Source organism: Verrucosispora sp. WMMA2044 (assembly GCF_027497155.1).
GTDB classification, from domain to species: Bacteria; Actinomycetota; Actinomycetes; order Mycobacteriales; family Micromonosporaceae; genus Micromonospora; species Micromonospora palythoicola.
In genome coordinates this window covers 1,072,479-1,093,196 of the sequence record NZ_CP114913.1, presented here as the reverse complement: position 1 = coordinate 1,093,196, position 20,718 = coordinate 1,072,479, and the positions used below count along the sequence as shown (strand labels likewise).

Here is a 20,718-nt window from a genome sequence, read left to right as displayed (position 1 = left end):
GGGAGTTGGACGTGAGCGAGCCGAACGACGCAACCTTCGACATCGTCATCCTCGGAGGTGGTAGCGGCGGTTACGCGACCGCCCTGCGCGCCGCCCAGTTGGACCTCTCCGTGGCGTTGGTGGAGAAGGGCAAGCTCGGGGGCACCTGCCTGCACAACGGATGCATCCCGACCAAGGCGCTGCTGCACGCGGCCGAGATCGCCGACCAGACCCGCGAGTCGGAGCAGTTCGGCATCAAGGCCGAGCTGGTCGGCATCGACATGGCGGGGGTCAACTCGTACAAGGACGGCGTGATCTCGCGGCTCTACAAGGGCCTGCAGGGCATGCTCAAGGGCAACAAGTCGATCACCATCGTGGAGGGGCACGGCAAGCTTGTCGCGCCGAACGCGGTCGAGGTGGACGGCAAGCGGTACACCGGCCGCAACGTGGTGCTGGCCTCCGGGTCGTACGCCAAGAGCCTGCCGGGTCTGGAGATCGACGGCGAGCGGGTCATCACCAGCGACCACGCGCTGACCCTGGACCGGGTCCCCGCCTCGGCGATCGTGCTCGGCGGCGGTGTGATCGGCGTCGAGTTCGCCAGCGTGTGGAAGTCCTTCGGGGTGGACGTGACGATCATCGAGGCGCTGCCCCGGCTCGTCGCCGCCGAGGACGAGGAGTCGTCGAAGGCGCTGGAGCGGGCCTTCCGCAAGCGGAAGATCAACTTCAAGGTCGGCAAGCCGTTCGAGAAGGTCGAGAAGACCGACAGCGGCGTGAAGGTGACCATCGCCGGCGGCGACACCGTCGAGGCCGAGCTGCTGCTGGTCGCGGTCGGCCGGGGCCCGAACACCGCCGACCTCGGCTACGAGGAGCAGGGCGTCAAGGTCGACCGGGGCTACGTGCTGACCGACGAGCGGCTGCGCACCAACGTGCCGAACGTCTACGCCGTGGGCGACATCGTGCCCGGTCTCCAGCTCGCCCACCGCGGCTTCCAGCAGGGCATCTTCGTCGCCGAGGAGATCGCCGGCCAGAACCCGGCGGTGATCGACGAGGCGGGCATCCCCCGGGTCACCTACAGCGACCCGGAGCTGGCGTCGGTCGGCCTCACCGAGGCGAAGGCCAAGGAGCAGTACGGCGCGGACAAGGTCAAGACCTACAACTACAACCTCGGCGGCAACGGCAAGAGCCAGATCCTCAAGACGGCCGGTTTCGTGAAGCTGGTGCGGGTCGAGGACGGTCCGGTGGTCGGCGTGCACATGGTCGGCGCGCGGGTCGGCGAGCTGGTCGGCGAGGCGCAGCTGATCTACAACTGGGAGGCGTACCCGGGCGAGGTGGCGCAGCTCGTGCACGCCCACCCGACGCAGAACGAGGCCCTGGGCGAGGCGCACCTGGCCCTCGCCGGCAAGCCGCTGCACGCGCACGCCTGATCACGACGTATCCGCGGCGTCCGGCGACGGGCGGCGCTCCCCCCACCAGGGAAATGAAGGAGTCTGGAGAACATGCCGGTATCGGTCACCATGCCCCGGCTCGGCGAGAGCGTCACCGAGGGCACCGTCACGCGCTGGCTCAAGCAGGAGGGTGACACCGTCGAGGTCGACGAGCCGCTGCTCGAGGTGTCCACCGACAAGGTCGACACCGAGATCCCGTCCCCGGCGGCCGGGGTGCTGACCCGGATCGTGGTGGGCGAGGACGAGACGGCCGAGGTCGGCAGCGAGCTGGCGGTGATCTCCGGCGAGGGCGAGTCGGCCGGCGGTGGAGCCGCCCCGCAGCAGCAGGAGGAGGCTCCCGCCGAGCAGGCCGCCGAGGCGGCGGCGGAGCCGCAGGCCGAGGCGGAGCAGTCGGCCGTCGAGGAGCCGACCGAGCAGCCGGCGCAGGCGGCACCGGCACCGTCGGGCGAGGGCACCCCGGTGCAGATGCCGGCCCTGGGCGAGAGCGTCACCGAGGGTACGGTCACCCGCTGGCTCAAGCAGGTCGGCGAGACCGTCGAGGTCGACGAGCCGCTGCTGGAGGTCTCCACCGACAAGGTCGACACCGAGATCCCCTCGCCGGTCGCCGGTACCGTGCTGGAGATCAAGGTCGCCGAGGACGAGACCGCCGAGGTCGGCGCGACCCTGGCCGTGGTCGGTGCCGCCGGTGGCGCCCCGGCCGAGTCGAAGCCGGAGCCGAAGCCCGAAGCGGAGGCGAAGCCCGAGCCGCAGGCCGAACCCGAGCCGGAGGCCAAGCCGGAGCCGCAGGTGTCCGAGCCGACGCCGGGCATGTCGTACAACGAGCCGGCCGCCGAGGCCGAGACGGCGCAGGAGCCGGTGAAGGCCGAGCAGGCGGCGCAGCCGCCGGCTCCGGCGGCACCGCAGCGCGCGGCGGCGCCGGCCAACGGTGGCGAGCAGGCGGCCGGTTACGTGACCCCGCTGGTACGCAAGCTGGCCAGCCAGCACAACGTGGACCTCGCCTCGGTCAACGGCACCGGAGTCGGCGGCCGGATCCGCAAGCAGGACGTGCTGGACGCGGCAGAGCAGGCCAAGGCGGCCAAGGCCGCACCGGCTCCGGCAGCTCAGCCGACGGCCGGAGCCCCGGCCAAGCCGGCCGCCAAGCCGCAGCCGAGCGCCAAGCGGGGCACCACCGAGAAGCTGCCGCGCATCCGCGCGGCGATCGCCAAGCGGATGCTGTCGTCGCTGCACGAGATGGCGCAGCTGACCACGGTGGTCGAGGTGGACGTCACCAAGATCGCCAAGCTGCGGGCGCAGGCCAAGGAGTCGTTCCAGCAGCGGCACGGCGTCAAGCTGTCGTTCCTGCCGTTCTTCGCCCTCGCGGCCATCGAGGCGCTCCAGGCGTACCCGATCGTCAACGCCAGCATGGACCTGGACGGCGGGACGATCACCTACCCGGACGCCGAGAACCTCGGCATCGCGGTGGACACCGAGCGGGGCCTGCTGGTGCCGGTCATCCACAACGCCGGTGACCTCAACCTGGGCGGGATCGCCAAGCGGGTCGCCGACCTGGCCGAGCGGACCCGGACCAACAAGATCAGCCCGGACGAGATCGCCGGTGCGACCTTCACGCTGACCAACACCGGCAGCCGGGGCGCCCTCTTCGACACCCCGATCGTGCCGTCGCCGCAGTCGGCGATGCTGGGTACGGGTGCCGTGGTCAAGCGTCCGGTCGTGGTCAACGACCCGGAGCTGGGTGAGGTCATCGCCGTACGCCAGATGGTCTACCTGGCCCTGTCCTACGACCACCGACTGATCGACGGCGCCGACGCCGCCCGCTTCCTGACCGCGGTCAAGGAGCGCCTGGAGGCCGGCAACTTCGAAGCCGAACTGGGCCTCTGACCCCAGCGCACCCAAGGGCGCCCCGGTCCTCCCGGACCGGGGCGCCCTGCTGTTCTCACCGTCCCGCTCCCCGAAAGGTCGATCATGAAGTTGTTGTCGCCGGGTTCGGCGTGGCGCGACAACAACTTCATGATCGACGGGGAGGTTGCGGTCAGGGGGTGAGGGTCTTCGTGCTGACCTCCCAGAGGTGGTGGGCAGCGTCGGAGTCGAGGGCGTAGTCGGCTACGCCGGTGCGGGTGTTCGGCTGGTGGGGGGCGGCCTGTTGGCAGTCCTCGAAGTAGCGGCCGCCGACGCCGTCGAGCAGGGGTGAGGTGGCGACCAGGACCGAGGTGGCGGCGCCCTGCTCCGGGGTCTTCCAGGGCGGCGTGGCCGGCCCGCTCTGGGCGCGCAGCCGGGCCAGTTCCTCCTCGGTCACGTAGCGCTGGAGGTTGGTGCGGATCGTGCCGGGGTGCAGGGCGTTGACCAGGATGCCGTCGTCGGCCCAGCGCCGGCTCGCCTCGACGGCGAAGAGGACGTTCGCGGTCTTGGACTGCCCGTACGCGGCCCACGGCTCGTAGGGCCGGCGCTCGAAGTTGATGTCGTCGAAGACGACCGCCGAGCGCAGGTGCGCCGCCGAGCTGACCGAGACGATCCGGGCGCCCTGCGCGGCGGCGAGGGCCGGGTGCAGCCCGGTGGCGAGCGCGAAGTGGCCCAGGTGGTTGGTGGCGAACTGCATCTCCCAGCCCTGCGGGGTACGCATTTCGGGCGAGGCCATCATGCCGGCGTTGTTGACCAGGATGTGCAGCGGGCCGTCCCAGTTCGCCACGAAGGCGGCCACCGAGGCCGGGTCGGCCAGGTCGAGCGGGGCGACGCTGACCCGGTCGTTGCCGGTCGTACCGATGATCTCCGCCGCCGCCCGCTCCCCCTGCTCGGGCTTGCGGACGGCGAGGGTGACGTCGGCACCGGCGGACGCGAGCGCCCTGGCGGTCTCCACACCGATACCCGACCCGCCGCCGGTGACGACGGCTCGACGGCCGGTGAGGTCGACGCCCGCGACGACCTCCAGCGCGGTGGACTCGGCGGTGAACGGGGTGCTGACAGGCGTGCCGATGGTCATGATCCATCCTTGTCTCAGGGTGTGCGGCGATTCTGTCCGCCACTACGATGAGAAGCGGAGGCTCCTCCGTTACCGCCAGGCTAACCGGAGGATCCTCCGTTTGCCAACCGGGCGGAGGCCGACTGTCAGGAGGAGTACGTGCCGGAGCAGCCATCCCGACCGTTGCGCGCCGACGCGCTGCGCAACCGCCGACGGCTGCTGGAGGCGGCCGTCCGGGCGTTTTCCCGGTCCGGCACGGAGGTAACCCTGGAACAGATCGCCCGCGACGCCGGAGTGGGCATCGGCACGCTCTACCGGCACTTCCCCACCCGAGAAGCGTTGGTCGAGGCCGCCTACCGCAACGAGTTGGAGCGGCTCTGCGACTCCGCAGTGGAGCTGCTCGACCAGTTGCCGCCGGAGGCGGCGACCCGAGCCTGGATGGACCACTTCATCGACTACCTCGCCACCAAGCGGGAGATGGCCGACGCGCTGCGCCTGGTGATCGCCGCCGGCACCAACCCGTTCGCGCAGAGCCGGGACCGGCTGCTCGCCGCCCTGAACCGACTGCTTGCCGCGGGCGCGGCGGCCGGCACCGTTCGCTCGGACGTGCAGCCCGGTGACGTCCTCGCCGGGCTCAGCGGAGTCTCGCTCGCCGCCGGTGGACGGGAACAGCGCGATCAGGCGCGACGCCTGCTCGACCTGCTGATGGACGGCCTGCGGTACCGCCGGCCGGACTGATCGAAAACGGGCGTACGCCCAGGTCCGCGCTGCCAGACTCAGCCCGTGGGCGATGTGGGCTGGCGGGGGCGGCTCGGGCCGGCCGTCGGCATCGCACCCGGCGCCCGGGTCGACAAGTTCGAGATCTTCTTCGACCTGGTCTTCGTCTTCTCGTTCTTCATCATCACCCGCGCCACCGCCGCCAACATCAACGGCCGCCAACTGCTGCACGCCGCACTGGTGCTGGCCGTGCTCTGGTGGTGCTGGGTGGTGCACACGGTGGTAGCCACCCGCATCCGCATCGGCGAGGGTTTCGTGCCGGTGCTGATGGTCGTCGGGATGGCCGCGCTGTTCTGCTTCGCCCTGGCCCTGCCGCAGGCGTTCATGGACCACAAGGAGGAGGCGGGACCGGTCGTGGTCGCGGTCAGCTACGTGATCATCCGGGCCATCCATCTGATCCTGTTCCTACACGTGGTCCGCGACAACCCGACCGAACGTCGGCAACTGCTCCGATACGCCCCGGAGCTGGCGCTGAGCACCGCGCTGCTGCTGGTGGCCGCCCTGCTACCCACCCACATCGCCGACGCCGGGACCGCCGCGTTCGTCCGCGACGCACTCTGGGTGAGCGTGGTGCTGCTGCAGTACGGCACCGGGCTGCTGGCCCGCACCTGGGGCTGGCAGGTCACCTCGGCGGAACACTGGACCGAACGGTACGACCTGATCCTGATCATCGCGCTCGGCGAGTCGGTGATCTCCGTCGGCGTCGGCAGCAACCTGCTCGGCCAGGCGCCGACCTGGCCCGGGGTGACCGCGGCCGTGTTCGGGATCTTCTTCACCGCCGCCCTGTGGTGGGTGCACTACGACCTGATCGGCCCGGCCGCCCGGATCGCTCTGCATGCCACCCTCGGCCCCGCCCGGGTGCTGATGGCCCGCGACGCCTACGCCTACCTCTACCTGCCGATGATCGCCGGGATCATTTTGTTCGCCCTCGGCGCGGAGGGCATCGTGCACGACGTCGCCGAGCCCGGCGTACCGGTGGCCGAGCCGGCCCACGGGCCGAACGTGCCGATGCTGTTCGGCGGGGTGTTCCTCTACCTGCTCGGCAACATGGCCTTCCAACTCCGTACCCTGCACACGCTGAGCTGGACCCGGGTCGCCACCCTGGTCGTCCTGCTCGCCGCCATTCCGGTCGCCATGCCGATGCCCGGGCTGGTCGCCCTCGGCCTGCTCACCGCGATCTGCGTCGGCCTGGTCTTCGCCGAGGTCATCTTCATGGCCGAGGCCCGGCACACGCTGCGCGCGGTGGTCTTCGAGGAGCGGACCGCCCACGAGACCCACGAGGCCGCCTACCGCGCCCGCTGGCACGGCCACCCCCCCGGCACGACCTGACCATGATCCGGACGCATCGAACGGTCACCGACTCGACCCGATGCCCTATGCCGGATATCCCGGCAACGGTACTACCCTGCGAAGGTCAACTGGAGATGGCCGACGGCGTGGGGATCGAAGCTACGTGATCACTGGTGAGCTGAAGAGCAGGATCGACCGCATCTGGGACGCCTTCTGGTCGGGTGGGATCTCCAACCCGCTGGAAGTGATCGAGCAGATCACCTACCTGCTGTTCATCAAGCGCCTGGACGACCTGCACACCCTTGAGGAGAACAAGGCCACTCGCACCGGCCGGTGGGAGCGGCGGATCTTCCCCGAGGGCTGCGACGACCAGTGGCGCAAGTACGACGACCTGCGCTGGTCGCGGTTCAAGAGCGCCGCACCGGCCGAGATGTTCGAGACGGTACGCGACCGGGTGTTCCCGTTCCTGCGCACGCTCGGCGGCGACGGCTCGACGTACTCGCAGCACATGCGCGACGCCCGGTTCACCATCCCCAACGCGGCGCTGCTGTCCCGGGTGGTCGACATGCTCGACACCATCCCGTTGGAAGACCGGGACACCAAGGGCGACTTGTACGAGTACATGCTCGGCAAGATCGCCACCGCCGGCCACAACGGCCAGTTCCGCACCTCGCGGCACATCATCCAGCTCATGGTCGAGATGACCCGGCCGACACCGACCGACGAGATCTGCGACCCGGCCTGCGGCAGCGCCGGCTTCCTGGTCACCGCCGGAGAGTACGTCCGCGACCACTACCCGGACGCCCTACACGACGCCGCCCAGCGCAAGCACTTCCACGAGAGCATGTTCCACGGCTTCGACTTCGACGGCACCATGCTGCGCATCGGCAGCATGAACATGCTGCTGCACGGCGTGGAGAACGCCAAGATCCGCTACCGCGACTCCCTCGCCGAAAGCGTCAGCGGCGAGGCCGAGCAGTACTCGCTGATCCTCGCCAACCCGCCCTTCGCCGGCAGCCTCGACTACGAGAGCACGTCGAAGGACCTGCAACGGGTCGTCAAGACCAAGAAGACCGAGCTGCTGTTCCTCGCCCTGTTCCTGCGGCTGCTCAAGCCGGGCGGCCGAGCAGCGGTGATCGTGCCGGACGGGGTGCTGTTCGGCTCGTCCAAGGCCCACAAGGAGCTGCGCCGCATCCTGGTCGAGGAGCAGAAGCTCGACGGCGTGGTGAAACTGCCCAGCGGCACCTTCAAGCCGTACTCCGGGGTGTCCACGGCGATCCTGCTGTTCACCAAGACCGACAGCGGTGGCACCGACAACGTCTGGTTCTACGAGGTGACCGCAGACGGCTGGAGCCTGGACGACAAGCGCACTCCCCTGCTGCCCGATGACAAGCTCGGCCCGGCCCCCAAGGCGACCCTCACCGCCGACGAGCACACCAAGAACAACCTGCCCGATGCCCTGGCCCGCTGGTCCCAGCGCGACGGTGACGAGCTGAAGCGTGCCCGGACCGAGCAGAGCTTCTGCGTCCCCAAGGCCGACATCGCCGAACAGGGCTACGACCTCAGCCTCAACCGCTACAAGGAAGTCATCCACGAGGAAGTCGAGCACCGCCCACCGCTGGAAATTCTCGCCGACCTCGAACGCCTCGAATCCGAAATCCAGCAGGGCATGTCCGAGCTAAAGGCGATGCTCCGGTGACCGTCCCCCTCGTCCCGGTTCGGGAACTTGCCGAACAAGTCCGCGGCGTTACCTACACCAAGGGCGAAGCTTCAGCCACATCCGGCCTGAACCTAGTTCCAATTCTTAGAGCCGGCAACATTAACGACAATGGCTTAAATTTATCAGATCTCATATTTGTACCTGAGTCCCGCGTCGCTCCAAAGCAGCGTATCCGACGTAACGATATTCTTATTGCAACATCCAGTGGAAGCCTTGATGTTGTGGGCAAGGCAGCTCAGGCGCGAGTTGACTTTCAAGGCTCGTTCGGTGCCTTCTGCAAGGTGTTGAGGCCAAACAGCCGTGTTGAACCTCGATACTTTTCGCACTATTTCAGAACACCAGCCTATCGCGCCAAGATTTCATCGCTTGCCGGAGGTGCCAACATCAACAACCTCCGAAATGAGCACCTTGACAACCTGGAAGTCCCACTTCCCCCAATAGACACGCAGCGGAGGATCGCTGAGGTGCTGGATCGGGCGGACGAACTGCGCACCAAGCGCCGCGAAGCCCTCGTCCACCTCGACGACCTCACCAAGTCCATCTTCCTCGACATGTTCGGCGACCCAGCCGCCAACTCTCACGACTGGCCAGTCACTCCCTGTTCGGAAGTCTGCTCGCGCGTCACCGTCGGGATCGTTTTCCAACCCGCCTCCTACTACCAGGATGCAGGAATTCCGGCACTTCGCTCGCTAAATATCCAGCCAGGCAAGATTTCTCTCGAAAACGTCGTCTACTTCTCCCCCCAAGACAACGAGACAAGACTAGCCAAGACCCGAGTGCGTCGAGATGACGTGGTACTCGTACGGACAGGGCGACCCGGCACCGCAGCTGTAGTGCCTGAACATCTGGACGGAGCCAATTCCATCGACATCTTGATTACGACACCGAAAAAGGAGCAAATAGATCCTATCTATTTATGCGCATATTTTAATTCCCGAGCAGCTCAAGAAATCATCTTGGGCCAGAAGCGCGGCCAGATCCAGCAGCATCTAAACGTCGGCTCCCTCAGGTCCGTTCCAATCCCTCTGCCACCCCTCGAACTTCAGAGAGAATTCAGAACGCGCGTTCAACGCATCGACGAAGTGTCGGCACGGCATCACAAGAGCCTAAGCGAGGTGGATGCATTGTTCACTGCGTTGCAGAATCAAGCTTTTCAGGGTGCGCTCTAACAGGCAACGCGATGGGCAGGAGAAGCAGCGACGATCTCTACAGCAGTATTCGGCAGAGGTTGGAAGGATGGCCTGCCCGCACGCATCAGCCGACCGCTACCTTCTCCATATAGAAGCGCTCGCCCCGGCATAGGGCGAGCGCTTCCATGTGTCTAAGGGCGGTCAGTCATGCTTCGCAATCCCGACCACAAACCCCCGCCAGGACTCGCGGGAGAAGGCCAGGACCGGACCGGTGCCGTGGTCTTTCGTGTCGCGCACATAGACCGCCGCCGCAAGGTTGTCGGCGACCTCCACGCAGGCTCCCTGGTTGCTGCCGCTGCGGGTGCTCTTGTGCCAACGTGCGCCGGTCAAGTCCATGACTTCGCCACTTCCAATATCAGCTCGGTGGACTGGTGCAGGGTCAGCGCCTCGGCGAGTGTGGCTTCCCACTGCTCCCGCAGCGCAGCGACCTCGACGGCCCGTTCCACCACCTGACCTTGAAGCCGGTTGTCGAGGTATCCGACGTCGACGAAGCCTGACAGGGTCGCGATGACGAACGGTCCATCGAGGCCAGCGTACGCGCCGACTCCCTGCGGCACGATGTGGATTCTCACGCGCCGACTGTCCTGGTTGAACCGCGCGAGGCGGAAGAGCTGCTCCCGCATCACGGCTGCGCCGCCGACTGGCCGGCGCAGAACCGAGTCATCCACGACCGCGATGAGCTGCGGTGGATCGTCGCCCGACAAGACCTGTTGCCGGGTAAGACGCGCCGCTACTCGCGTCTCCACCTCTTGAGCAGTCAGCCGGCCGTCAGTGCCGAAGACAGCGCGGGCGTACTCCTCGGTCTGCAGTAAGCCCGGCACCCACGCAACCTCATACCAACGCAATGCACGCGCTTGCTGCTCCAACGTGATCCACTCGCGCAGCCACAACGGCGCGGCATCGAGATCCGATAGCCGTTCAAGCAGACGGGCGAAGATGCCGCCGGTTCTCAAGGCGCGATCGATCCCCGCGACGTAATCTCCCGTAGGCGGGCGGGTGCCGGTTTCTACCGCACTAACGTGCGTGCCTGAGTAGCTGATGAGTTTGCCGAAGTCGTCTTGGCTCAGCCCGCGCGAACTGCGCGCCCGACGAAGCTCGTCCAGCAGGATCTCGGCCCCTGTCATGCCCATATCCCCAGCTCTCCCCCACTTGAGACCCGTGTGCCCCCGTAGCTCCTCACCTGGGCAAACACGGGGCTTCAAGGTTTCTCCAACATGGCCGGTCACCTTCCGACACTAGGGGGTTACTAAGCAGAGTGGAACAGGCGGCGCGAGTCGGTGGAGCCCCCAATCCGCCGGTCGCGCTGTCGGGGCCGCCCCTGGGCGAGCAACCGGGGCGGCCCCTCCCAGACCGCGAAGGAGGTCGGTGATGCTGCTGGTCGGTGCCGTGATGCTTGGCTTTCTGGCTGGGCTGTTCGCCTTCAAGGTCAAGGCGCGATGGTGCCCCCGATGCGGCGCGTCCACCGACGCCGTACCCCCGAAGGCTCAGCGGTGACCACCCCGAGCCGGCAGGAGCGGCGTGAGGTGCCGATCGGGCGGCGGGTCGCGCAACTGCGGGTCCGCCGGGGGATGAGCCAGCAGGTCTTCGCCGACCGGATCGGCAAGTCGAAGAGCTGGGTCGACAAGGTCGAACGTGGGGTACGCAACCTCGATCGACTGTCCGTGATCCATACGATCTCCGGGGTGCTCGGGGTCGCCCCCGATCTCCTGGTCGGCCGTCGCGCCCGGCAGGCGACCGTCACCGAGGTCGCCGCCGCTGTGGAGCGGGTACGCGAAGCCCTGGTCCGCTACGACACTCCCGCTGACTTCGTCGCGGACCTGGACCGGCAGCTCGCCTACGCGTACACCGCCTATCGGCACGCCCAGCATCCGCAGGTGCTGCGGATGCTGCCCGACCTGCTCACCGCCGCCCGCCACGCCCCCGCCGTCGACGTGCTGGTCGGGGCGTACCGGCTCGCCGCCCACCTGCTGGTCAAGCTCGGCGAGCCCGACCTGGCGTGGCTTGCCGCCGACCGCGCCATGACCGCCGCCCACGGCGACCCGCGACGCACCGCCGTCGCCGTGCTCCCGCTCGCCCAGGCCCTACGCGCCCAGCGCCGGGGCCGGCTGGCGCTGGCCGTCAGCACCACGGCACTGCGCAACCTCGACCCCGTACTCCCGTCCGACGCTCCACCGGAACACGCTGCTCTCGCTGGAACTCTGCTGGTCGAAGCCGCGCTCGCCGCCGCCAGCTACGGCGACGCCACCACCGTCGACAACCTCACCGACCAAGCCGCCTGCCTCGCCAAGGGGCACCGCGACAGCGACGGGTTCGGGCCGACGGCGGTGGACCTCGCACGTGCCCTGGCCGCGACCACCCTCGGCGACCACGCGCTCGCCGTCGCCATCCACCGGACGGCCACCCGTACCGACGGCTGGCACCGGCTCCCCGCTGAGCACCGCGCCGCCCACCTCATCGACATGAGCCGCGCGTACCTTGCCACCGGCGACCACCACGCCGCCGCCCGCGCCCTCGTCACCGCCGACCAGATCGCCCCCGCCGAAACCCGCATCCGACCCGCCGCCCGCGCCGCGCTGGCCGCCGTCCTTCGCGCCGGCCCCACCCCCGCCGACCTCACCCGCCTCGCCACCCACGCCGGCTTGACCTCGGACACGATGTGAGCAGGCAAGGCGATGATGCGGTAAGGGAGCAGTGATCAGGTAGACACCGACGCCGCTTACGACAGTTGCTCCGCGGCGAGTTGTTCTGCGTCGGCTATGAACTCGTCCATCTCGGCCGGGGCCGGGTTCAACTCAAGGAGGATCTGCCCGAGGATGAAGAGTTCGGCTCCGAGCGCGGTCTCTGGAGCGATGGTGTCGACCAGCTCCGGCTCGCCGAGGGCAGCCCGGATGAGGCCCTCCATTTCGAGGGCAGGGAGAGGTTCTGCTCCCTGGTGCTGGGCGCGGATCCCGGCGACCCACTGAGCCACGTCGGTCGGGGAACTGTCAGGGCCGAAGCGTCGATTGACGGCGAGGGCGAAGGCAGCTCCGACGATCCGAAGGCCGTTCGCTAGGCCCTGCTGGCCGATCTTCACCACCAAGGCGTCCACGGCGTCCCAGTCAGCCCTGGCCAGAGCCCGGATCAGGTCGCTGAACGGTTGTTCGTTCACCTCTGTTGAACCTCGCTATCCATGTGCCGATCGCTCTGATGGCCCGGTGCGTTGCCACGCCAGCCAGTAGGCCGACCACTACAAGGTTCCCCGCCGCCTCTGGCCCGTCAATCTTCGGTCGTGGCGCGGGTTGCGGGACAGTTGGCGTGCCCGTGCCGGCTGATTGCGTGCCGGAGGGGCCGTTCAGGTCACGAAGTGCCTTGGCCCACTGTTGAAGTGAATCGGTCGCCGATGATGCCGTGTCCTGCGCGTCGTCGGCCTTACGTAACGTGCGGTTCAGGAATCCTCGCGTCCTGTCGCGTGCGAGGCTCCGTCGGTCGCTGTCAGCCAACAGATCCTCGCCCGACATCGGTCCAGACGCGACGGTCTGTTGCGGCGCGGAGCCCGGGGCGATGACGTTCAGGTACGCGCCGATGTGTCGGGACGCGTCGCTGCTGAGCCGGGCGAGCCGGTGGGCCTTGTCGGCGCCGGTGCGGCTGTGGGTCGCTGCCGCGCGCAGCGACGGATGATCGGAACCGGTGCCGACCGTCGTGTATCTGGTATGGGCCTCGGCGACATCGGTGGCGGCCCGGGAAGCGCGGACTGCGAGCGCGTCCAGTTGGTCCATGGCGGACCTGAGTTGGGCGACGACCTGGGCGAGAAGGCCGCTCATCCCAGCGCTTTCCGGTACGCGTTGCCGTTGTCCTGTGCCGCCGCGATGGCTCGCAGGGTCAGCTTCACCTCGCGGACCGCGTCGGCGATGGCCTTGCGCGCCTGTTCCGCCTCGGCTCGCCGGGTGTCGTGCAGGGTGGCGAGCACGAGCCCGGCAACCTCGTCCAGGGCCGTACCGACTCCCTCGATCATGGTCCGGCCCTGGTCGAGCAGGTAGTTGGATTCATCGAGAGCCACCTTGACCTCGCCGATGCTCACAGGTCAGCCGAGGACGCTGATGTACTGCCGGGCCGCCTGGGTGCTGCCCTGGAGGACGGTCGCCGCCTCGATGAGCCGCTGCTTGCTCTGCTCGGCACGGCTGATCGCCTCCGCGATCGCCGGGTGCCCGGTGCCGGCAGCGACGGCACGCAGCCGAGAGAGCACCTGCTCGGTGCCCTCGACGGCGGCTCGGATCTGGTTCGTCGTTGTATTGCACTGCTCGGCTGCCTGGGCAAGTTCGGCCTTGACTTGCTCGATGCTGGCCATGCCGTCCTTCCGGTCCACTGCGCGGGATGCTGACATCCTTCACGTTCGGTAGCGACGCAGACACTACCCAACGTGAATCCCCTTCCGCAGCCCCGCCGATAGGGCGAGGCGGCACAAACCGGCGAATGACCATGGCCGTCAGGAGGGGTCGATTCAGGTTGCCAATGTGAGAGCATCGGTGGCTGCTGTCGATCGTGGGGGTTGGCGCAATGAGCAACTTTCATTTCCTGCGTGCCGAGTGGCCCGATCTGTTCCGGGAAGCGGCCAAGGCCGAACGGAATACCGTGCTTGATCCGCGTACCGCCTGCTTTTATGCCCGGCGGACGCTGGAACACACCCTCACCTGGCTGTTCGAGGTCGACAGCACGCTCAACCAGCCGTACAAGAAGGACCTCAACGGGCGGATCCACGAGCCGACATTGCAGCATCTGGTCGGCCCGGCACTGATCACCAAGATGGACATCATCCGCAAGCAGGGCAACTGGGCGGTGCATAGGATGGCGCCGGTCAAGTCGACCGACTCCATTCCTGTGCTGCGGGAACTGTTCCACGTCATGTACTGGGTGGCCCGGCACTACACCCGCGACCAGTCGCAGGTGCCGCCGAGCACCCTCGCCTTCGACGATTCGCTTCTCCCCCGGCCGACGCACGGCCAGCCGCAGAAGACCAGCCAGGCCGAGATCAAGGCGTTGGCCGACAAGCTCGCCGCGCAGGACGCCGCGCTCGCCGCCGAGCGGGAGAAGAACGCCAGCCTGGATGCCGAGCTGGCGAGGCTGCGCGCCCAGATCACCGCCGCCAAGGCCGCCAACGAGGCCCGACCGGACGACCACGACTACAACGAGGCGCAGACCCGGGACCTGTTCATCGACGTACTCCTCAAGGAGGCCGGCTGGCCGCTGGACCAGGAGCGCGACCGGGAGTTCCCGGTCACCGGCATGCCCGGCGGCAGCGGCGCGGGCGCGGTCGACTACGTGCTGTGGGGCGACGACGGCAAGCCGCTCGCCGTGGTCGAGGCCAAGCGCGCCCGCCGGCACGCCACCGCCGGCCAGCAGCAGGCCAAGCTCTACGCCGACTGCCTGGAGCAGGCGTACGGGCAGCGCCCGGTGATCTTCTACACCAACGGCTACGAGCACTGGCTGTGGGACGACACCGCCTACCCGCCCCGGCCGGTGCAGGGCTTCTACACCAAGGCGGAGCTGCACCTACTGGTGCAGCGGCGGGAGAGCCGCCGACCGCTAGCCGAGCAGGACATCAACGGGCAGATCGTCGAGCGGCACTACCAGAAGCGGGCGATCCGGGCGGTCGGTGAAGCGTTCGAGCTGCACCGGCAGCGTCAGGCGCTGCTGGTGATGGCGACCGGCGCGGGCAAGACACGCACGGTCATCGCCCTGGTCGAGCAGCTCATGCATGCCAACTGGGTCAAGCGGGTGCTCTTCCTCGCCGACCGCAACGCGCTTGTCAACCAGGCGGTCAACGCCTTCAAGGCGCACCTGCCGGAGGCGGCCACGGTCAACCTGGTCACCGACAAGACCACCGACGGCCGGGTGTACGTCTCCACGTACCCGACCATGATGGGCCTGATCAACGAAACCGTGGACGGCGTTCGGCGCTTCGGCCCCGGCCATTTCGACCTGGTCATCATCGACGAGGCGCACCGCTCGGTCTACCAGAAGTATCGGGCGATCTTCACCTGGTTCGACTCGCTGCTGCTCGGCCTGACCGCCACCCCGCGCAACGAGATCGACCGCAACACCTACAGCCTGTTCAACCTGGAAGACGGCGTACCCACCGACCACTACGACCTGGACGAGGCGGTCGAGGAGAACTACCTGGTGCCGCCCCGGGCGGTGGCGGTGCCGCTGAAGTTCCAGTGGGACGGCATCCGCTACGACGACCTCAGCGACGAAGAGAAGGAACGCTGGGACGCCCTCGACTGGGGTGAGGACGGGCCACCGGACGGCGTCGACCCGGATGCGGTCAACAAGTGGCTGTTCAACACCGACACGGTGGACAAGGTGCTGAAGACCCTGATGACGCACGGGCACACGGTCGCCGGTGGTGACCGGCTCGGCAAGACGATCATCTTCGCCAAGAACAACGACCACGCGAACTTCATCCGCGAACGGTTCGACCTCCACTATCCGCACCTGGCGGGCCACTTCGCGCAGGTCATCACGCACCAGGTCGACTACGCCCAGAGCCTGATCGACAACTTCTCGGTCAAGGACAAGGCCCCGCACATCGCCATCTCGGTGGACATGCTCGACACCGGCATCGACGTGCCGGAGGTCGTCAACCTGGTCTTCTTCAAGGTCGTCCGGTCCAAGTCGAAGTTCTGGCAGATGATCGGCCGGGGCACCCGGCTCTGCCCGGACCTGTTCGGTCCCGGCCAGGACAAGCGTGACTTCTTCGTCTTCGACTGCTGCGCGAACTTCGCGTACTTCAGTCAGGAGGTGCCGGCCAGCGAGGGGTCGCTCGGCGAATCCCTCACCGCTCGCCTGTTCAAGGCGCGAGTCGAACTGCTCTACCGGCTCGACCAGCGCCTGCCGCCGGGCGGCCGGGCGGAGTCCGACGGCACGCGCAGCGAATCCGGGCTGCGCTGGGACCTCGCCCAGCACCTGCACGAGCGGGTCAGCGGCATGCACCTGGACAACTTCGTCGTCCGGTCCAAGCGAAGGACGGTGCAGTTCTACGCCGACGCCGCCAACTGGCACCGGCTCACCCCGGAGGCGGTTGAGGAGATCGGGCGTGACCTGGCCGGGTTGCCGACCTCGGTCAAGGACGACGACGAGACCGCCAAGCGCTTCGACCTGATGATGCTGCGACTTCAGCTCGGCCAGCTCGACGTGGAGCCGGCCTACGAGCGGCTGCGCCGACAGGTGCAGGAGATCGCCTCGGCGCTGCTGGAGCAGACAAGCATCCCGGCGATCCGCGAGCAGCGGGAACTGCTGGACGAGGTCGCCAACGACGAGTGGTGGCAGGACGTGACCCTGCCGATGCTGGAGTCGGTGCGACGCCGGGTCCGGTCCTTGGTGCGCCTGATCGAGCGGGGCAAGCGCACCATCGTCTACACCGACTTCGTCGACCAGCTCGGAGAGCTTACCGAGATCACCATCCCGCAGGCGCGGGTCGGGACCGACTACGAGCGGTTCCGCATCAAGGCGCGTGCCTACCTGCGCCAGCACGAGGACCACGTGGCGTTGCAGAAGCTGCGCCGAAACCGGCAGCTCTCCCCCACTGACCTCGCCGAGCTGGAACGGATGCTCGCCGACAGTGGTGCCGGTGCCGCCGACGACATCGAGCGCGCCCGGCGGTCGGCCGACGGGCTGGGGCTGTTCATCCGGTCGCTGGTCGGCCTGGACCGCGAGGCGGCCACGGAGGCGTTCAACGAGTTCCTCGACGGGCGGACGCTGACCAGGAACCAGATCCACTTCATCCACATGATCATCGGGCACCTGACCCAGAACGGTGCCATGGAGATCGGTCGGCTCTACGAGTCGCCGTTCACCGAGATCGCCCCGCACGGCCCGGAGTCGCTGTTCGTCCCCGCCGACGTGGACCGCATCGACGCCATCCTCACCTCCGTACGCGCCACCGCCACACCCGCCCACGAGGTCGCGTGAGTGCGCTTGACTTCGAGTGCGCTCTAAACGCGACGCTTGCCCGCATGACGACGACACGGAAACTGGGTCGCAGCGGGATCGAGGTCAGCGCCATCGGCATGGGCTGCTGGGCGATCGGCGGGCCGCTGTGGGGTGACTACCGGCAGCCGCTGGGCTGGGGCGAGGTGGACGACGAGGAGTCGGTGCGGGCCGTGCACGCGGCGATCGAGCACGGGGTGACCTTCTTCGACACAGCCAGCAACTACGGGGCCGGGCACAGCGAGCGGGTGCTCGGCCGGGCGCTCGCCGGCCGTCGCGACCAGGTCGTGATCGCCACCAAGTTCGGCTACACCGCCGAGGAGGCGACCCGCCGAGCCACCGGCGAGGACCACCGTCCCGAGTACGCGGTGGCCAGCCTGGAGGCGTCGCTGCGCCGCCTCGACACCGATCACGTCGACCTGTTGCAACTGCACCTGAACGACCTGGCACCGGCGCTCGCGCTCGACCTGGTCGACACGCTGGAGGGCCTGGTCACCCAGGGCAAGATCCGGGCGTACGGGTGGAGCACCGACCACCCCGCCTCGGCCGCCGCCTTCGCTCCCGCCGCCCCGCACTGCACGGCGATCCAGCACGACCAGTCCGTGCTGCGGGACAACGCCGAGATGCTGGCGGTCTGCGACACGTACGACCTGGCCAGCATCAACCGGGGGCCGCTGGCGATGGGGCTGCTCACCGCCGCCACCCGGTCGCTGGGCGACGACGACGTGCGGGGGCGGGCACCGGAGTGGTTGCCCTGGTTCACCGACGGCCAGCCGGCACCGCAGTGGGCGCAGCGGGTGGCTCGGGTACGCCAGGCACTCACCGTCGACGGCCGTACCCTCGCCCAGGGCGCGCTCGGCTGGCTGCTGGCCCGCAGTCCGCGTACGGTGCCGATTCCCGGGTTCCGCACGGTGGCCCAGGTGGAGGAGAACACCCGGGTGCTCACCCTCGGGCCGCTGCCCGCCGACGCCTACGACGAGGTGGAGCGGCAGCTGTCGGCGCTTCGCCCGAACGGGGCCGCCACGCCAGCGTGACCGACTCGACCGGGCCGGGTCGTCGCGCGTACCCGAAGATGGAGGGCATGCGGATCCTCATGGCCGGCGCGTCCGGCTTCCTCGGCACCCGGCTGGTCGACCTGCTCGTGGCCGACGGGCACCAGGTGACCCGGCTGGTACGACGCCCGCCGCGCGCCGCCGACGAGCGACAATGGTCGCCGTCGGCGGCGCAGTTGGACCCGGCGGTGGTCGCCGAGGCCGACGCGGTGGTCAATCTGGCCGGCGCGGGCGTCGGCGACCGGCGCTGGAACGACAGGTACCGGCAGCTGATCCGGTCCAGCCGGGTGGACACCACCACCACCCTGGCCACCACGATCGCCGGGCTGCCCGTCGCGGACCGGCCGGAGGTGCTGCTGAACTCCTCGGCGATCGGCTGGTACGGCAACACCGGTGACCGGGTGGTGGAGGAGGACGCGCCGGCCGGCGAGGGTTTCCTCGCCGACGTGGCCCGGGTGTGGGAGGCGGCCACCCGGCCGGCCGAGGACGCCGGGGTGCGGGTGGTGCGGCTGCGTACCGGGCTGCCGCTGCACCGCGACGGTGGCCTGCTCAAGCCGCAACTGCTGCCGTTCAAGCTGGGTATCGCCGGTCGGCTCGGCAGCGGCCGGCAGTGGATTCCGTGGATCTCGATGACCGACTGGCTCAACGCGACCACGTTCCTGCTGGCCCGGGCCGACCTCGCCGGACCGGTGAACGTGGTCGGCCCGGCCCCGGTCACCAACGCCGAGTTCACCCGTGAGCTGGCCCGCCAACTGAACCGCCCCGCGGTCATCCCGATCCCGGCGCTGGCCCTGAAGGTGGCCCTCGGCGGCTTCGCCCAGGAGGCGTTGACCAGCACCCGAGTCCTCCCCGGCGTCCTGAACCGCGCCCAGTTCACCTTCCGCCACCCCGACCTCCGCACGGCCCTCCACGCCGCCCTCCACGACTGACCGCCCGCCCCTCTCCGTGCACGCGTTGATCATGAGGTTGGCGGCGAAGATGATCTCCAGGACTTCCGCCAACCTCATGATCAACGGGGTGGGGGTGGGGTTAGCAGCCGATCACCCAGTGGTTGGGGGCGGTCTGGCGCAGGGTGGTGGTGTAGAAGGTGTTGTACAGGCCCATCCGCTGGTTGGAGCCGTTGGCGTAGGCGTAGCCGCCGGAGTGGTAGGCGCGGCCGGCGGTGACGTGGGCGTAGTTGCTGGCGGTCACGCAGGTCGGGGCGCCGGTGGGGGTCGGGCTCGCCGTCGGGGTGGGTGACGCGGTCGGGCTTGGCGACGTGGTCGGGGTCGCCGTGGGGGTCGGGGTGGTGCCGCCGTTCAGGCCGAAGAAAACCGCGTCGTGGTACGTCGAGCAGATGGTGTCCAGGAAGTACGCGGCGGCGGTGCCGCACTGCTCCGCGCCCGAGCCCGGGTCGACGGGGGTGCCGTGCCCCATCCCGGAGACCCGGTGCACCCGGACCACGTCGTTGCCGTACACCTCGACGCTGGTGCCCGCCGGCAGTTGCCGGGTGCTGGTGGGCGTCTGCGAGACACCGAGCACGTTCGTCCACTGGTCACGGGACTCGGTGGCGTTCGCCGTCGCCACCGTGTAGTCGCTGGTCCCGTGCCAGATGGCCACCTTCGGACGGGCACCGGAGTAGCCGGGGTGGGCGTTGCGGACCAGATCGCCCCACTGCGCGGGAGTCTTGTCCACGCCCGGGCTCATGCAGGAGAACGCGTTGATCATGCTGGTGGCGCAGCGGTGCGGCAGCCCGGCGATGATCGAACCACCGGCGAAGACGTCCGGGTAGGTCGCGAGCATGGTGGCGCTCATCGCCCCGCCGGCCGACAGCCCGCTGACGTAGACCCGGTTGGCGGCCGTGCCGTACGCCGACCGCGCGTGGTCGACCATCTGCTTGATGGAGAGCGCCTCGCCCTGCCCCCGGGTCGTGTCGCCGGTCTCGAACCAGTTGAAGCAGGAACTGGAGTTGTTGGCCGACCGCTGCTCGGGCACGATCAGCGCGAACCGCCACTGGTCGGCATACTTCTGCCAGCCGGAGTTGGCGAAGTAGCCGCTGGTGTTCTGGGCGCAGCCGTGCAGCAGCACCACGGCCGGGGCACCGGAGGGCAGGTTGTCCGGCCGGTACGCGTACATGGCGAGGTTGCCGGGGTTGGAGCCGAAGCCGGTGACCTGGGTCAGGGTTGCGGCCTGGGCGGGCGCGGCGACGGCCACCAGCGCGGTGGCGGCCAGGGCCAGCCCGGCCAGCGCACCGGCGAGCCGGGTACGGGTGCGGCGCACGAGAGCCTCCATAGGTTGTGAGCTGGGTCACCAATGATTGCCGCGACGTTACGCAGTTGTGTCGCGCGGATGACATGGTGGCCGTGCA

General features: G+C 68.6%; 19 protein-coding genes. 11 read left to right on the top strand and 8 right to left on the bottom strand.

What is annotated here, in order from left to right:
- The first annotated feature begins 11 nt into the window (after positions 1-11).
- Together lpdA and sucB are read left to right on the top strand one after the other, a co-directional pair.
- Entirely contained in the window at positions 12-1,403 is a 1,392-nt protein-coding gene (lpdA, locus tag O3597_RS05050; RefSeq protein WP_281603385.1) for a dihydrolipoyl dehydrogenase, read from the top strand.
- A 72-nt stretch (positions 1,404-1,475) separates the two neighbouring features.
- The gene (sucB, locus tag O3597_RS05045) at positions 1,476-3,302 is read left to right on the top strand and encodes a 2-oxoglutarate dehydrogenase, E2 component, dihydrolipoamide succinyltransferase (protein ID WP_164449265.1); all 1,827 of its coding nucleotides are present in this window, start codon (positions 1,476-1,478) and stop codon (positions 3,300-3,302) included.
- 151 nt (positions 3,303-3,453) lie between these two features.
- Here the strand turns inward: sucB and O3597_RS05040 are convergent, their stop codons facing one another.
- Positions 3,454-4,398, bottom strand: coding sequence for an SDR family NAD(P)-dependent oxidoreductase (locus O3597_RS05040; protein ID WP_281603384.1), 945 nt, complete (start codon positions 4,396-4,398; stop codon positions 3,454-3,456).
- Between the two features lie 138 nt (positions 4,399-4,536).
- Here O3597_RS05040 and O3597_RS05035 point away from each other — a divergent pair, with 138 nt between their 5' ends.
- The 4 genes from O3597_RS05035 (at position 4,537) to O3597_RS05020 (ending at position 9,333) form a co-directional block, all read left to right on the top strand.
- On the top strand, positions 4,537-5,115 hold the full coding sequence (locus tag O3597_RS05035; RefSeq protein WP_281603383.1) for a TetR/AcrR family transcriptional regulator: 579 nt from the start codon (positions 4,537-4,539) through the stop codon (positions 5,113-5,115).
- A 45-nt stretch (positions 5,116-5,160) separates the two neighbouring features.
- Positions 5,161-6,483, top strand: coding sequence for a low temperature requirement protein A (locus O3597_RS05030; protein ID WP_281603382.1), 1,323 nt, complete (start codon positions 5,161-5,163; stop codon positions 6,481-6,483).
- A gap of 124 nt (positions 6,484-6,607) precedes the next feature.
- Positions 6,608-8,143 carry a class I SAM-dependent DNA methyltransferase gene (locus tag O3597_RS05025; protein ID WP_281603381.1) on the top strand — a complete coding sequence of 512 codons (1,536 nt, stop codon included), beginning with the start codon at positions 6,608-6,610 and terminating at the stop codon, positions 8,141-8,143.
- Positions 8,140-9,333 carry a restriction endonuclease subunit S gene (locus O3597_RS05020; protein WP_281603380.1) on the top strand — a complete coding sequence of 398 codons (1,194 nt, stop codon included), beginning with the start codon at positions 8,140-8,142 and terminating at the stop codon, positions 9,331-9,333. The genes O3597_RS05025 and O3597_RS05020 overlap by 4 nt, the downstream gene beginning before the upstream one ends.
- A gap of 162 nt (positions 9,334-9,495) precedes the next feature.
- Here O3597_RS05020 and O3597_RS05015 read toward each other — a convergent pair whose 3' ends face one another.
- The gene (locus O3597_RS05015) at positions 9,496-9,690 is read right to left on the bottom strand and encodes a DUF397 domain-containing protein (protein ID WP_281603379.1); all 195 of its coding nucleotides are present in this window, start codon (positions 9,688-9,690) and stop codon (positions 9,496-9,498) included.
- Positions 9,681-10,478 (bottom strand): helix-turn-helix transcriptional regulator, encoded by a 798-nt coding sequence (locus O3597_RS05010; RefSeq protein ID WP_281603378.1) that lies wholly within the window; start codon positions 10,476-10,478, stop codon positions 9,681-9,683. Before O3597_RS05010 ends, O3597_RS05015 begins: the two co-directional genes overlap by 10 nt.
- Before the next feature lie 241 nt (positions 10,479-10,719).
- Between O3597_RS05010 and O3597_RS05005 the strand changes: the two genes are divergently transcribed.
- Both O3597_RS05005 and O3597_RS05000 read left to right on the top strand, forming a co-directional pair.
- Entirely contained in the window at positions 10,720-10,848 is a 129-nt protein-coding gene (locus O3597_RS05005; protein WP_281603377.1) for a hypothetical protein, read from the top strand.
- Complete coding sequence (locus tag O3597_RS05000) at positions 10,845-12,014, top strand: helix-turn-helix domain-containing protein (RefSeq protein ID WP_281603376.1); 1,170 nt, start codon at positions 10,845-10,847, stop codon at positions 12,012-12,014. Before O3597_RS05005 ends, O3597_RS05000 begins: the two co-directional genes overlap by 4 nt.
- Positions 12,015-12,070: 56 nt before the next feature.
- Here O3597_RS05000 and O3597_RS04995 read toward each other — a convergent pair whose 3' ends face one another.
- Genes O3597_RS04995 through O3597_RS04980 form a run of 4 tightly spaced genes read right to left on the bottom strand, consistent with a single transcriptional unit; the run spans position 12,071 to position 13,696 of the window.
- Positions 12,071-12,502: a hypothetical protein gene (locus O3597_RS04995; protein ID WP_281603375.1), complete on the bottom strand. Its 432-nt coding sequence runs from the start codon at positions 12,500-12,502 to the stop codon at positions 12,071-12,073.
- Entirely contained in the window at positions 12,453-13,109 is a 657-nt protein-coding gene (locus tag O3597_RS04990; protein ID WP_281603374.1) for a hypothetical protein, read from the bottom strand. The genes O3597_RS04995 and O3597_RS04990 overlap by 50 nt, the downstream gene beginning before the upstream one ends.
- A gap of 41 nt (positions 13,110-13,150) precedes the next feature.
- Positions 13,151-13,411 carry a hypothetical protein gene (locus tag O3597_RS04985; RefSeq protein WP_281603373.1) on the bottom strand — a complete coding sequence of 87 codons (261 nt, stop codon included), beginning with the start codon at positions 13,409-13,411 and terminating at the stop codon, positions 13,151-13,153.
- 3 nt (positions 13,412-13,414) lie between these two features.
- Positions 13,415-13,696, bottom strand: coding sequence for a hypothetical protein (locus O3597_RS04980; RefSeq protein ID WP_281603372.1), 282 nt, complete (start codon positions 13,694-13,696; stop codon positions 13,415-13,417).
- Positions 13,697-13,887: 191 nt separating this feature from the next.
- Here O3597_RS04980 and O3597_RS04975 point away from each other — a divergent pair, with 191 nt between their 5' ends.
- From O3597_RS04975 to O3597_RS04965, 3 genes are read left to right on the top strand one after another with little or no spacing between them, the layout of a single operon-like run.
- Positions 13,888-17,301, top strand: coding sequence for a DEAD/DEAH box helicase family protein (locus tag O3597_RS04975; protein WP_281603371.1), 3,414 nt, complete (start codon positions 13,888-13,890; stop codon positions 17,299-17,301).
- 44 nt (positions 17,302-17,345) lie between these two features.
- Positions 17,346-18,353, top strand: a complete 1,008-nt coding sequence (locus O3597_RS04970) for an aldo/keto reductase (RefSeq protein WP_281603370.1) — start codon at positions 17,346-17,348, stop codon at positions 18,351-18,353.
- Positions 18,354-18,400: 47 nt separating this feature from the next.
- The gene (locus tag O3597_RS04965; protein ID WP_164449361.1) at positions 18,401-19,300 is read left to right on the top strand and encodes a TIGR01777 family oxidoreductase; all 900 of its coding nucleotides are present in this window, start codon (positions 18,401-18,403) and stop codon (positions 19,298-19,300) included.
- 100 nt (positions 19,301-19,400) lie between these two features.
- Here the strand turns inward: O3597_RS04965 and O3597_RS04960 are convergent, their stop codons facing one another.
- Positions 19,401-20,642, bottom strand: a complete 1,242-nt coding sequence (locus O3597_RS04960; protein WP_281603369.1) for a PHB depolymerase family esterase — start codon at positions 20,640-20,642, stop codon at positions 19,401-19,403.
- Between the last annotated feature and the right edge of the window lie 76 nt (positions 20,643-20,718).

Coding starts and splice junctions, on each gene's coding strand:
- O3597_RS04990 (WP_281603374.1), bottom strand. CDS start 13,109: ATGGACCAACTGGACGCGCTCGCAGTCCGCGCTTCCCGGGCCGCCACC.
- O3597_RS05015 (WP_281603379.1), bottom strand. CDS start 9,690: ATGGACTTGACCGGCGCACGTTGGCACAAGAGCACCCGCAGCGGCAGC.
- O3597_RS04975 (WP_281603371.1), top strand. CDS start 13,888: ATGAGCAACTTTCATTTCCTGCGTGCCGAGTGGCCCGATCTGTTCCGG.
- O3597_RS04965 (WP_164449361.1), top strand. CDS start 18,401: ATGCGGATCCTCATGGCCGGCGCGTCCGGCTTCCTCGGCACCCGGCTG.
- sucB (WP_164449265.1), top strand. CDS start 1,476: ATGCCGGTATCGGTCACCATGCCCCGGCTCGGCGAGAGCGTCACCGAG.
- O3597_RS05010 (WP_281603378.1), bottom strand. CDS start 10,478: ATGACAGGGGCCGAGATCCTGCTGGACGAGCTTCGTCGGGCGCGCAGT.
- O3597_RS05040 (WP_281603384.1), bottom strand. CDS start 4,398: ATGACCATCGGCACGCCTGTCAGCACCCCGTTCACCGCCGAGTCCACC.
- O3597_RS04960 (WP_281603369.1), bottom strand. CDS start 20,642: ATGGAGGCTCTCGTGCGCCGCACCCGTACCCGGCTCGCCGGTGCGCTG.
- O3597_RS04970 (WP_281603370.1), top strand. CDS start 17,346: ATGACGACGACACGGAAACTGGGTCGCAGCGGGATCGAGGTCAGCGCC.